Origin of the sequence: Amycolatopsis nivea (assembly GCF_004522235.1) — a bacterium.
In the GTDB taxonomy this organism is placed as follows: Bacteria; Actinomycetota; Actinomycetes; order Mycobacteriales; family Pseudonocardiaceae; genus Amycolatopsis; species Amycolatopsis nivea.
Genome location: NZ_SDLT01000012.1, coordinates 119,414 through 132,020 on the forward strand (window position 1 = coordinate 119,414; position 12,607 = coordinate 132,020).

The 12,607-nt window shown below is 70.2% G+C and carries 12 protein-coding genes; 3 read left to right on the forward strand and 9 right to left on the reverse strand.

The features are described 5' to 3' along the window. Positions 1–35 precede the first annotated feature (35 nt). Complete coding sequence (locus EIZ44_RS16935) at positions 36–698, reverse strand: fasciclin domain-containing protein (protein ID WP_134729611.1); 663 nt, start codon at positions 696–698, stop codon at positions 36–38. A gap of 64 nt (positions 699–762) precedes the next feature. Next, entirely contained in the window at positions 763–2,289 is a 1,527-nt protein-coding gene (locus EIZ44_RS16940; RefSeq protein ID WP_439098602.1) for a molybdopterin-dependent oxidoreductase, read from the reverse strand. A 185-nt stretch (positions 2,290–2,474) separates the two neighbouring features. Between EIZ44_RS16940 and EIZ44_RS16945 the strand changes: the two genes are divergently transcribed. Then, the gene (locus tag EIZ44_RS16945; protein ID WP_167754164.1) at positions 2,475–3,785 is read left to right on the forward strand and encodes an outer membrane protein assembly factor BamB family protein; all 1,311 of its coding nucleotides are present in this window, start codon (positions 2,475–2,477) and stop codon (positions 3,783–3,785) included. On the opposite strand, the gene EIZ44_RS16950 is transcribed toward EIZ44_RS16945, so the two are convergent. Then, a complete protein-coding gene (locus EIZ44_RS16950; protein WP_240691330.1) occupies positions 3,775–4,101 on the reverse strand; it encodes a mycothiol transferase in 327 nt (108 codons plus the stop codon). The genes EIZ44_RS16945 and EIZ44_RS16950 overlap by 11 nt on opposite strands. A 5-nt stretch (positions 4,102–4,106) precedes the next feature. Next, positions 4,107–4,601 carry a DinB family protein gene (locus EIZ44_RS16955; RefSeq protein ID WP_134729714.1) on the reverse strand — a complete coding sequence of 165 codons (495 nt, stop codon included), beginning with the start codon at positions 4,599–4,601 and terminating at the stop codon, positions 4,107–4,109. A gap of 50 nt (positions 4,602–4,651) precedes the next feature. Between EIZ44_RS16955 and EIZ44_RS16960 the strand changes: the two genes are divergently transcribed. Beyond that, the gene (locus tag EIZ44_RS16960; protein ID WP_134729625.1) at positions 4,652–5,830 is read left to right on the forward strand and encodes a DUF6236 family protein; all 1,179 of its coding nucleotides are present in this window, start codon (positions 4,652–4,654) and stop codon (positions 5,828–5,830) included. A gap of 12 nt (positions 5,831–5,842) precedes the next feature. Here the strand turns inward: EIZ44_RS16960 and EIZ44_RS16965 are convergent, their stop codons facing one another. From EIZ44_RS16965 to EIZ44_RS16980, 4 genes are all read right to left on the reverse strand, one after another. After that, entirely contained in the window at positions 5,843–8,635 is a 2,793-nt protein-coding gene (locus tag EIZ44_RS16965) for an AfsR/SARP family transcriptional regulator (protein WP_240691325.1), read from the reverse strand. A gap of 61 nt (positions 8,636–8,696) precedes the next feature. Beyond that, a complete protein-coding gene (locus EIZ44_RS16970; RefSeq protein WP_134729627.1) occupies positions 8,697–9,524 on the reverse strand; it encodes an SCO6745 family protein in 828 nt (275 codons plus the stop codon). A gap of 7 nt (positions 9,525–9,531) precedes the next feature. Continuing rightward, positions 9,532–9,957, reverse strand: coding sequence for a HutD/Ves family protein (locus tag EIZ44_RS16975; RefSeq protein WP_037813958.1), 426 nt, complete (start codon positions 9,955–9,957; stop codon positions 9,532–9,534). Between the two features lie 58 nt (positions 9,958–10,015). Then, positions 10,016–10,594 (reverse strand): TetR/AcrR family transcriptional regulator, encoded by a 579-nt coding sequence (locus tag EIZ44_RS16980; RefSeq protein WP_240691331.1) that lies wholly within the window; start codon positions 10,592–10,594, stop codon positions 10,016–10,018. A gap of 102 nt (positions 10,595–10,696) precedes the next feature. Between EIZ44_RS16980 and EIZ44_RS16985 the strand changes: the two genes are divergently transcribed. Continuing rightward, positions 10,697–11,650 (forward strand): hypothetical protein, encoded by a 954-nt coding sequence (locus EIZ44_RS16985; RefSeq protein WP_134729631.1) that lies wholly within the window; start codon positions 10,697–10,699, stop codon positions 11,648–11,650. 28 nt (positions 11,651–11,678) lie between these two features. Here the strand turns inward: EIZ44_RS16985 and EIZ44_RS16990 are convergent, their stop codons facing one another. Further along, positions 11,679–12,503 carry an SAM-dependent methyltransferase gene (locus EIZ44_RS16990; RefSeq protein ID WP_134729718.1) on the reverse strand — a complete coding sequence of 275 codons (825 nt, stop codon included), beginning with the start codon at positions 12,501–12,503 and terminating at the stop codon, positions 11,679–11,681. Between the last annotated feature and the right edge of the window lie 104 nt (positions 12,504–12,607).

Below are 12,607 nucleotides of genomic sequence, written 5' to 3' on the forward strand. Positions count from 1 at the left end.
CCCGGCGCCGGGGAGGCGCGCCGGGCCCGGTGGCTTCAGTTCTTGTTGGTGCCCGGGGTGAGCACCTTGTCGATGACGAACACGGTCGCGTTCTTGGTCGGGATGTTGCCGCACAGGATCTTCGCGCCGTTGACGGTCATGTTCTCGCCCGAACCCTCGATCTTCAGCGGGCCGCCCGCGGTGTTCAGCGAGGTCACGGTGCCCGCAGCGGCGAGGCCCTTGGCGTCGTAGCGCTTGCCGACGACGTGGTACTGCAGGATCGGCGCGAGCTGGTTCGGGTTGGCCGCCAGTTCCTTGAACTTCGCGTCGCCGAGCGCGTTGAACGCCGGGTCGGCCGGGGCGAAGACGGTGATGGCCTGCTGGCTGTTGAGGGTGTCGACCAGGTTGGTGGCCTTGACCGCGGCGACCAGCTTCGTGAGCAGCGGGTTCGTCGAGGCGGCGGACGCGACCGGCTGCGGGCCCATCGAGTCGAGCGAACCCGGCGCGTTGCCCTGCGGCAGCTTCGAGCAGGCCGGGCCGAACACGTCGGCGTTGGTGGTGACACCGGAGTCGCTGCTGGACATCGGCGCCGAGGACGGCATCGACGAGGGCATCGCCGACGGGGAGCTGCCCGAGGCGTTGTTGTCGGTGCTGGTGCCGCACGCGGTGAGGGCGAGGGCGGCAGCGGCGCCGATACCGGCGAGGCGAAGGGTCTTCACGGCAATTCTCCGTTCACAGTGGATTGTTCGACAGGGATTCGGCGCCGGGCCGGAGCCGGATTGGTCAGGAAGCGATAAAAGTCGTGGAATGCCATCCGGTCGCCCCGTCGGGCACGGTTCCGGCGCGGGCCTCGGTCTGGGTGTAGCCGGAGTTGTCGGTCGCACGCACGAAAACCTGGTGCGTGCCGGGCTTGACGGAAATCTGGGTCCACCACATCCGCCAGGTGTTCCGGTTCACCTCGGCGGACAAGGTGGCCGGCTGCCAGGGCCCGCCGTCCACTTTGGTCTCCACCTTGGCGATCCCGGTGTGCTGGGCCCAGGCGACGCCGGCGATCCGCACCGCCCCGGCCGGAACGGTGGCGAATCCCTTGGGCGTGTCGATCCGGGATTCGGTCTTGATCGGCGCCTGCTCGCCCCAGCCGCGGCGAAGCCAGTACGCCTGCCGGGCCTTCCACGTGGTGACCTCGATGTCGACCACCCATTTGACCGCCGAGACGTACCCGTAGAGCCCGGGAGTGACCAGCCGCGCGGGGAAACCGTGCTCCAGCGGCAGCGGTTCGCGGTTCATCCCGATCGCCAGCATCGCGCCGCGCGAACGGTCCAGCGCGGCCGCGACCGGGGTGCCGGACGTCCAACCGTCCACACTGGAGCAGAACAGCTGCTCCGCGCCCGGCTGGACCCCGGCTTCCGCCAGCAGATCGGCGAGATCGACGCCGATGAAGTTCGAAGTGGACACATAGTCGCCGCCGACCTCGTTGGACACGCACGTCATCGTCACCGTGCGCTCGACCAGCGGCCGGTCGCGGAGATCGCGGTAGCGGTACCGGATTTCCCGGTCGACCATCCCGTGGATCCGCAGGCTCCAGTCCTCGGTGCGCACCTGCGGAACCGACAACGCGGTGTCGACGCGGTAGAAGTTCCGGTTGGGCGTGAGGAACGCGGGGGTGCCGAGTTTGGCGAAATCCGCGTCGGCGGGAATGGGCGGAGCCGAAACCGCGGGCACGAGCGGCCCGACCGCCTCCCGGGACGCCGCGGCATCTCTCGTTCCGCTGATCGCCTGCCCGGCACCGCCGAGAACTCCGGCCCCGACGACGGTGCCGACGCTGCTGAGCAAGAACGACCGGCGCGACGAATCCGTCGCCTGCTGTCGCGCAGCGATTCGGTGCAGCAGCAGGAAAACCGCGACCCCGACGACGAGACTGGCCAGCGGAGCCAGCAACGCGACCGCGGTCAGATCCGGCCGCGCGGCCACCGCGACCCCGCCGATCAGTCCAAACGCGACAATGATCGCGACACCCGGCCACGGCTTCCGCCGGGACAGCAGCCCCGCCGCCGCGGAGACGACGACCAGCACCGCCGCCATGCCGCCGAGCAGGACGGCTTTGTCGTAGGTGCCGAAGGTCCGCACCGCGAAGTCTTTCAGCGGCAGCGGCGTCAGGTCGATGGCTCCGTTGCCGACCGCGAGGTACGGCGAGGCGTTGACGTTGCCGAACGATGCAGCCAGGTGCCCGGCGGCCAGCGCCGAGAGCAAGGCGAGCACGCCGCACAGCGCTGCCGGAAGGAACCGCAGACGGGAGGTCATGCCAGGCATTCGCAGCCGGACCGGGCGCGGATGGGTGGGTATGCGTCACCCGTCCGGGGGTCCGCTCGGGCCTGTGGCGCCTTTCTCGGCGCATTTGCGTGATTTCGTGCGCAAGCGGCCGTTCCGTCGGCTAAATTCCCGGACGACTCCGGATGGAGCAGTCATTCGGGAGAATGGGGACACCGATGCGGCGAATGGTGATCACTGCGGCCTGTCTGGGGGTGCTGGCAGCCACGGCCGCGTGCGGCGGCGGGGCGGCCCCGGCCCTGCCCGCCGACCAGGCCGGACCGGCCGGGCAGCCGCCCGCGTCGTCCGCCGAGCCGGAAGCGGTCACCGCCGATCCGCCGATGGCCTTCGACACGAGCAAGGGCGTCGCGCTGCCCCGCACGGCGCTGCAGGCCAACATGGGCGGCTCGGTCACGTCGAAGTTCATGACGCTGCGCGACCGCACCGGCTACATCATCGCCCCCGAATCGCTGAGCGCGGTCGACGTCCTCACCGGCCGCGAGAAGTGGAACACCAGGATCGAGGGCCCGGCCGCCGACCCGAACGCGCACAAGGGCCCGTTCGTCGAGCAGAGCGGACCGCGTCCGCCGCTCGTCACCGACCAGCTCGCCGTCGGAGCCGTCCCGCTGCGGATGCCCGAGCAGGGCACGACGCCCGGCTACCTCGCGCTCGCCGTCATCGCGGTGAATCCGCAGACCGGGGCCAAGGTCTGGCAGACGAACACCAAGATCGCCGACGACCAGTACGGGATCAGCGGCGACCGTTCGGTCACGCACGTCGTCGCGGCCACCGGCAAGGCCGTGGTCGCCAGCTTCGCGCAGTCGGAGGGCAACCTCACCGTCGCGCTGGACCCGGCGACCGGGAAGCAGCTGTGGGTGCGCAAGGACTACGACGCGGGCAGCGTGAACGGCGACGTCGTCGTCGGAGTCGACTCGAATGTCGCCGAGAACGAGTCGATGGTCCAGGCGACCGCGCTCGACATCGCCACCGGCCAGCAGAAGTGGGTCGGCGCCGCCAAATCGAGCGCGGTCGAGATCCTGCCCGCCGATCCGGCGATGGTGGTCCTGAAGGCCAACGAGTACAGCAGCGGCCACGCCTTCCTGAAGTTCCTCGACGCGGCGACCGGCGCGGAGAAGTTCTCCGTGGAAGGCACCCGGAACCTCGGCCCCGATTCCTACGGCGACTGCCTGTACGACGAGCAGTCAGTGCTCGCGTGCACCGACTCCGGCGTGCTGACCGCGTACGACGCGAAGGCCGGGACCAAACTGTGGAGCCTCCCGGACCAGGCCGCGAACCGCGTCGCGCCGGGCGGCCTGACCGTCGCCTGGCACGGCGCGCTGTACGGCTACACCAACGGAAGGCAGCCGATCGTCCTCGACGCGAAGACCGGCAAGGACCTGTCCACCGAGGTGGGCTTCGTGCCGGACTGGGTCAGCAAGTACGCCGCGGCGGGCGTCGACCAGGACGGCTCTCCGAAGGCTTATCCGGTCAAGAAGTAGCCGTCGCGCCGTCCTCCGCGAGGATCTGCTCGCGGAGGATGTCCGCGTGGCCGCAGTGCTGTGCGAGTTCGCGCAGTACGTGCAGGTAGACGAACCGCAGCGGGAGCGGGCCGCGCCGGTTGCCGGGCAGGATGTCGGTCAGTTCGAGCGGCGCGGTGGCTTCACGGGCGGCTTCGCACGCCTCGCGGTGCGCCTGCTGAATGGAGGCGATGGTGTCGTCGTCGGTGAGGACGAATGATTCGTCGGGTGTCTCCGGGATCCCGATTTCGGCGCGCGAACGTCCGGTGACGGCCTCGTCGAACCAGGCCTTCTCCACGAAGGTCAAGAAGTAGCCGTCGCGCCGTCCTCCGCGAGGATCTGCTCGCGGAGGATGTCCGCGTGGCCGCAGTGCTGTGCGAGTTCGCGCAGTACGTGCAGGTAGACGAACCGCAGCGGGAGCGGGCCGCGGCGGTTGCCAGGGAGGATGTCGGTCAGCTCGAGCGACGCGGTGGCTTCACGGGCGGCTTCGCATGCCTCGCGGTGCGCCTGCTGAATGGAGGCGATGGTGTCGTCGTCGGTGAGGACGAATGATTCGTCGGGTGTCTCCGGGATCCCGATTTCGGCGCGCGAACGCCCGGTGACGGCCTCGTCGAACCAGACCTTCTCCACGAAGGTCACGTGTTTGACCAGCCCGAGCAGCGTGGTCTTCGACGGCACGAGCCTCCGGCGGGCCTGCTCCTCGGTGAGCCCGTCGAGGCAGTGCTGGAGCGCTTCGCGGTGTTCGTCGATGAAGTAGTCGAACTGGGCCTTGGCGTGGTTGTCGATCGCTGATTCCATGGGCACGGACCCAGCTTGCCGGATGTCGGAATCCAGGTGAAGGAGCAGGCATGCCGTCGTTCGGCCTGTACTACCCGTGGACGCACTTCCAGAACGACAACTGGCTCAAGCTCGCGCTGCTGACCTGGGACCGGCTGGCCCGGATGCGCCCGCCCGCGGCGCCGGACCGGGACGGGGACCTCGTCCGCCGTCTCCGCGGCGAGACCGATTTCCTGGTGGAGACCGCGCCGAGCGCCGCCGTGCTGAACGTCGTCGCCGAGTCGTTCGGCGAGATTTTCGATGCCGACCCCGGCCGCCTGCTCGACCGCTACGGGCTGGACGAGCCGCGGGCGTGCGACGGAGACCCGAGGGGGCCGGGCTGGCGAGGGTACGCGCCGCCGATCACCCAGCACATGGTGATGGGGCCGCCGCCGGTCGAGGTGCTGACGGCGGTCCCGGTCGGCGGGCCGGGCGCGAAAATGACCGGCGGGCTCCGGGACGGGCTGGTCCGGCTCGGCCTCGCGGTGCCGATGGACGGACAGTGGGTCGGTCTCGACCCGGAACTGGCCTCCATCTACCTCGCGGTGCTGGCCGACGCGATGAGCCACCGCGAAGCGCTGTCGCCGGTCACCGACGACCCGCGCATGCATCACGCGACCGGTGCGCTGGACCGGTTGGTGTCGCTGGTGTTCGACGAGCACGTTCCGGTGCCGGCGGTGGAGAACGTCTCCAGCGCCTACCTGCAGATCGCGCTCGAGACGGTGCTCGAACCGTCCCATGTGGACCGGGTGCCGGGGGAAAAGCTCATCAGTTTCCGGGAAAAGCACCGGGCCGAGCTCGCCGTGTTCCAGGCGCACGTGGCGAGCCTCGGCCCGGAGCTGCAGGCCGCCGCCGAAGCGGACAATCTGGAAGTGGCGGTGGCGCATCTGCGCGCGTTGTACGAAACCCGGACCCGGCCGCAGCTGGAAGAACTCCGCAAAGCGTTGCGCGGCATGGGCATCGAGGCGTCCGCGGGAACATTGGTGCAGAAGATCGACCTCAACGCGGCGGCGGGCACCGTGCTCGGCAGTGTCGCCGCGGCAGGCGGACAGCTTGCGGTAGCGGGTGTCGCAGTCGCGGTGACGCTCGTGCCTTATCTGGCGGGGAAGACGAAGGCACGGCGGCAGCAGATGGCGAAATCGCCGGTAGCGTATTTGCTTGCGGCAGACCGCAAACTCACCGGACGCGCGCTGCTGCGGCGCGATCGCTAGGGGACGCGCGATTCAGTACGGCGCGGACCGGGTCTTCCCGGCATCGAGCCGAGCCAACGCCGTTTCCACCGCGTTGACCTCCGCGAACCGGCCTTGGGCGCGGAACAGATCGAGCGCCAGCTGCCACACCGAGCGAGCCTTGGCAGAGTCGCCCATTGCGCGGTGGGTGTGGCCGAGGTGTTCGAGGGTGTCGGCCTCCAGGTAGGTGTTGCCGGATTCCCGGTACAGCGCAAGCGCTTCGCGATAGTGCTCGATGGCGTCGATGTGGCGGCCGGTGTGGTGGGCGATGTGCGCGAGGCTGTCCAGGACGTCGGCCACCGCCGGGTGGTTCGCAGTCCGGTAAAGCTGGAGCGCGCGTTCGCAGTGCGGCCGGGCCTGCTCGTGCTGGCCGAGGAGGGTGAGATACCAGCCGACGCCGTTCTCGGCCTGCGCTTCCCACACCGGATTGCCGAGCGGGCGGAACAGTTCCAGCGAGCGCTGAGCGTGTTCGAGCGCGGCGCGCTGGTCACCGTACAGCTCCCAGGTTTGGGCGAGGTCGTGTTCGATGATTGCCCGGACGCGCTGGTCCTCGCCGCGGTCGGCCAGGTCCAGCGCTTCTGCTAGGTGGGCGAGGGCGTCGTCGTGCCGGGCCCCGCGGGCGCAAGCCAGGCCGTAGCGGCGGTGCGCGAGGACGCGGGTTTCCGGAGTCCCGAGCGCGTCGGCGGCCTGCACCGCGACAGGCCAGACCGCGAGGTCTTCATGCAGGAATCCACGCCGGTAGTGATAGGCGGTGAGCGCCAAGGCGATCTGCCACGCGGGTTGGTGCCACCCGTGTGCGGAGGCGACGCGCTGGGCGTCGAGAAGGCAATCGTGGTCCGCGTCGAACCAGTCGAGAGCTTCTCCGGTGCTCGCCGGCGGATGCGGATAGGGATGGTTGTGTCCGGTGTCGATGCCGGGCGGGAGGACGCCGTGCGGATGCAGGACCCGGTTTCCGGCCAGCGCGGTGCCGGTGTAGTAGCCGATGACGCGGACCAGCGCCGCGGTGCGCGCCTCGGCGGGAAGGCTGGTGTGGGTCCTCGCGAAGAGGCGGACCAGGTCGTGCATCCGGTAGCGGCCGGGCGCGTCCTGCTCCACCAGTGAAACCCGTTCCAGCGCAAGGAGAATCGCCGCGGTGGCGTTCGGGGACAAGCCGGTGAGGTTGGCGGCCGCGCGGACGCTGATGTCCGGTCCGGGAGCGAGGCCGAGCAGTTCGAACACCTCGGCGTGCTGCGGCGGGAGAGCGCGCAAGGACCACGACAGGACCGCGGCGACACTGGCATCGCCGTCGTCGAGCGCGCTCACGTCGGTGAGTTCGGCGGCCAGCGCGGCCAACGGGAAATCGGGGTGTTCGGCGGCGCGGGCGGCCAGGATTCCCAGTGCCAGCGGAGAACCGGCGCAGCGGGTGACGAGTTGTTCGGCGGCGTCGGGGTCGGCGTCGAGATAGTCCGGGCCGAGCCGGTCGACCAGGACGCTTCGGGCGTGTGCCGCGGGCAGCGGCCGGACCGCCAGCGGAGTGGCGCCGTGCGTGGTGGTCAGGCTGGTCATGCGGTTGCGGCTGGTCACGACGACGGCGCAGCTCGGCTCGCCCGGCAGCAGCGGCGTGATCTGGCTGGGGTCGCGGGCGTTGTCGAGGACGACGAGGACGCGTTTCCCGGCGAGAAGGGTGCGGTAGAGCGCGGTCTGCGCGTCGGGTTCGGCCGGGATGGCGGAGCCGGTGACGCCGAGCGCGTGCAGAAAACCCCGCAACGCGACGTCAGGCGCGGTCGGGTCTCCGTCCGGGCTGAAGCCGCGCAGGTCGACGTAGAGGCGGCCGTCCGGGAACGCGGTCGCTTGCCGGTGGGCCCAGTGCAGCGCGAGGGCGGTTTTGCCCATGCCGCCACCGCCGTGCAGGACGGTGACGGGCACCGCGGCGTGTGGTTCGGCGAGGGTGTCGAGGTGCCGGAGTTCGTCTTCGCGACCTGCGAATCGCGGCGGCGGGGACGGGAGTTGCTGGGGGACCGGCGCTGCCCACGCCCGCAGCGGTGCGGGGCCGGGAGTTTGGGCGGCGAGGATTTCCTCGTGCACCGCGCGCAGGTGCGGCGACGGGTCGGCGCCGAGTTCGTCGACGAGCATCGTGCGGGTGCGCTGGTACCGGGCCAGGGCTTCGTCGGTGCGGCCGCTGTGGTGGAGGGCGCGCATGAGGGCGGCGGCGATGCGTTCGTCCAGCGGGTATTCGTCCGCGCGCCGGGCGAGGAGACCGAGGACAGCGCCGTGCTGTCCGCGACGCAGCTGCCGGTCGGCGTAGTCGAGTTCGGCGGCGGTGCGCTGGCGGGCAAGGGAATGCCGGACGTTGTCGGCCCACGCCGAATCGACCCCGAGCAACGCGTCGCCCTGCCACCTTTCGAGGGCGTGTTCGTACAACCGCGCGGCCTCGGCGTCGTCGGCGGTCGCACGGGCTTGGCCGACCAGGTCGGTGAACTGGTGCAGATCGAGCGCGTCGGGGCTGGGCAGCGGGATGACGTATCCGCCGGACCGCCGTTCGATCCCGCCGCCGTGCGGATGCAGGACCCGGCGCAGGCGGGCGACATAGGTCTGCAGCGCGTTCGCGACGCGCGACGGCGGATGCTCGCCCCACACCCGGGTCACGAGCTGATCGGCCGGAACGACGCGCCCGGCGTCGAGCAGCAACGCGGCCAGCACGAGCCGCTGCCGCGCGTGCCCGACCGCCAGCACCTCGCCGTCCGCGGTCGCGCCGACCTCGCCCAGCACCCGGAACTCCAGCGCCATCGCGTAGCCTCCCCGGTCCACCGGACGAGGCTAAAGCATTGCCGAGCGGGCATGAATCGAAAATGAGCCAGACCCTTGCCCGTCACCGCGATCCGGCGGCCACCAGCTTCGCCGTGATCGGTTCCAGCGCGGCGATCAACTCGTCGAGTTCGGCCGCCGACAGCGCTTCGTACGGCGCAGCGGCAAGCTCGTCGGTCAAGCTCTCGATGCGCTGCTTCACTTCACGGCCCGCGTCGGTGAACCGACCCTCCGCGTCGACGAGACCTCGTTCGCGCAAGCCGTCCATGATCGCGGCCAGCCGCTTCTTCGGCAGGTGATGCACGCGCCCGAACGACTCCGGCGGGTGGATGCCCATCTCCAGCGCGGACAGGATGTGCGCCTCCGCGCCGCCGATCCGCGCGCCGACCAGCGCGGCGATGTGCCCGTCCCCGCGATGCTCGCGCAGCATGGTCGCGGAATGCCACAACCGCGCGACCGGATCGCTCGGCATCGGCAGGGTGCGCATCCCGGCGTACATCATCCGACCCACGGTGGGCGCGCTCGTCGCGGCCTTGGCGGTCAGGTCGGCGGCGCGCACCAGACCCGGGGAACCGGCGAGGTCGTCGCCGAGGATCCGGCGCACCGACGCGGCGCTGCCTCGTTCCCGCGCGGCGACGGAAGCCTCGGGCGGGATCGTCTGCCACGCGCTCGGGATGTGCCGCGCGGCCTCGCCTTCGGCGAAGTTGTAGAACGCCGCGTGGACGACCTCCGCCGGCACCCGCCCGAGCGGCGCGGCGCGGCTGGCGAAGTATCCGTCCCAATAGGTGCGGTGGCCGAGTGCGGCCAGTTCTTCGTTGCACTCGTCGGCGAAGAAGGTGACGAGGCAGATCGGCTCCAGGAGCTCGAACATGCGCCGGGCAGTGCTGGTCATCGCTGCATCATGCCAGCGTGGTGAGGAAAATATCGGCGATTTGTTCGCCGAGGTCGACCGACGCGACCGCGCCGTCCGGGCCGTTCTCCGCCGGGGAGCGAAGGACGACCTCCGCTCGGTACAGCCCGCGCCGGGTCATCACGTTGAGCGCGCGGGTCGGCTGATCGAGGGTGACGCTGACCGTGTCCTCCCCGGCGAACCGGAGCTGGTCGCCGCGCTCGAGGTCCGTCGTGGTTCCGTTGACGGTCAGCCGGAGCGGCCCGAGAGCGGTGAAAAGCCGGTCGATTCCGGGGAAAGACGAGAACGGCGCGTCTTCGAGAAGGTCCGCGACGCTGATCCGCCACCGGGAGGGATCGGCGTCGGCGGCGAGTTCGCGGGTGGTGCCTGCGCCGTTGCGCCAGGGGACCGGGGCGACTTCGGACGGGTTGAGCATCAGGGCATCTCACTCGTTCTCCGCGGCAGATGCAAACCCGCCGGGCGTCAAACGGGGTTCACCGCGGCAACAGCGTGCGGACCGCGTCCGGGAATCCGGCCACTCCGTCCGGTCCGGACAGTGCCAGGTTGAAGAGAAACCCGGGCAGGAGCGCCAAAATCGCCTGCGCGAGCACCTCGGCCGGCACACCGGTCCAGGCCCCGGCCTCCTGGCGGCTGCGCACGAGACCGGCCACCTCGGCACTCATCTCGGCCGACGCGGCGGCGAGGCGCTCGGCGAGTTCCGGATTGCGCTGGGCTTCCGACCAGACCAGCACCGCCATACTCGCCAGTTCCCGGTCGCGGTGCAGTCCGGTGACGGCCTCCAGCAGTTCCGCCATCACCTCGCCGACACCGTTCTCATCGCCGCGGGCGAGGGCAGCGCGCAGCACGCCGGTGACGTCGTCGAGGTTCTGCGCGGCGACCGCGACGATCATGTCCTCCTTCTTCGGGAAGTACCGGTAAACCGCGCCCGCGGACTTGCCCGCCTCGGTGAAGACGTCCTGCATCGACGTGCGGTGGAAGCCGTCGCGGAGGAAACAGCGGCGCGCGGCCGCGAGGATTTCCCCGCGCTGGTCGTCCTTGTACTGCTGGCTCACCCTCGGCAACGTCCGCTCCTCGCCTTGACACCCGTCGCCGGGGCAGCCTAGCGTAAAAGAAAAGCGGATGTCCGTCCTCTTTTAGTGTCAGGAGACCCCGTCATGCCCATGACTCCCGTCCCGGACGTCACGCTGACCCCGGTCGCGTCCTTCCCGGAGAAGTACTTCCCGGAAAACCTCGCCGTCCGCTCCGACGGTTCGGTGCTGGTCACCGTCCTCCTGCAGCAGGAGCTGTGGATCGTGCCGGAGCAGCAGCGACCCGTTCTCGTGCACCGCTTCGACCATCCCGTGACCGGGATCGTCGAGGTGCAGCCGGACGTCTTCGTGCTCAGCCTGACCGAGGGCTACACCACCCACGAATCGCATCTGGTGCGCCTCGACCTCACCGGCTGGACGCCCGGCGAACCGGTCGCCCCGGAGGTCGTCTTCACCTTCGACGACCGGGTGCGCGCACTCAACGGCAGCTGTCTGCTCGGCAGCGGAGTGCTGGCCGTCGCCGACTGCTTCGCCGGGCTGATCTGGCGCGTCGACCTCGATGCCGACGCTCGTAGTGGGCAGGCCCGGGTCTGGCTGGCCCACGACACCATGGCCGACGACCCGGACGCCGAGATCGCCCCGCCGCGGCAGCCAGGCGTCAACGGCGTCCGGTACAGCGCGCGGACCGGCTACCTCTACTACACGTCCACCGCGCAGAAAGTCTTCATGCGAGTGCCAGTCGACCCCGAGACGCTCGACCCGGCCGGTGGCGCGGAATTCGTCGCCGCGATCGACAACGCCGACGACTTCGCCCTGGACGACGAGGCCGGATTCGCTTACGTGACAAGGCATCGCGCCAACACGCTCGACCGGGTGCCGCTCATTCCGCGGCACGGCAGCGAAGTCCGGCACATCGCGGGCGAGCCGTTCGACGAACGCCTGGTCGGGCCGTCCAGCGCGGCCTGGGTTCCGGGGCAGGAAGGGCGAGCCTTCTACGTGACCACGGACGGCGGCACGACCGCCCCGCCGGACGGGATCCTTCGCAACGCCATGCTGCTACGGGCTGACCTGCATCCGTGATGCTTAGGGGAGGCGGTTTCGGCGCGGATCAGGGCTTGCGCGCGACACCCGCCAGCATCGCCGCCTCGCTCGGATCCGCGAAGTCGACCACCGGCGTGTTGACCCCGCTTTCCTCGGGATGCCAGGCGGCGGTCCAGGTGACCCCCGGGTCCAGCATCTCGAAATCGCCGAACAACGCGCGGATTTCCGCGTTCGAGCGCAGCACGTGCTTGCTGACATTGGTGTCGTACAGCTGGATCACCGCGCGCAACTGCCTGGCGATATCCTCGGGCAACCCTTCGTGGGTGATCTGCGACAGCACGAGATACGACCCCGAGGGCAGCATTTCCCGGTACCGCGCGATGGCCTCCGGCCCGAGGTCGCGCCCGTCCGGGCCGGGCTGCTGGATGTGCAGGACCGCGGTGACCAGCAGCGCCAGCGGCCGGCCGGGATCGATGACGCCGGTGTCCGCGACGGACTGCCACAGTTCGTCCGGTTCGCGAAGATCGCCCTGGATCACCGCGTGGCGTTCGGGATCCCCGTGGCGCTCCAGCAGGATCCGGGAATGCGCGACCGCCACGGGTTCGCGGTCGATGTAGACGACGCGGGAATCCGGCGCGACCTCGTCGGCGATCTGGTGGACGTTGCCCATCGTCGGGACGCCGGACCCGATGTCGACGAACTGGCGCACGCCGAGGCGCACGAGATGCCGCACCGCGCGGTGCAGGAACGCGCGGTTGGCCCGGGCGCAGTACATCCCGGCCGGGAAGGCGGAGAGGACCATCTTGCCGAACTCGCGGTCGATGGCCCAGTTGGCCGTGCCGCCGAGATACCAGTCGTAAACCCGCGCCACGCTGGGCCGGTCGAGGTCCACGCCCGGGATGGGCTCTTCAGGTCCTTGCGCCACGCCGCCTCCCCCGCAGTCGTGGCCCAATCGTAGCCAATCCGGCCGATCCCGCCGGACGGGCACAGCGGCGA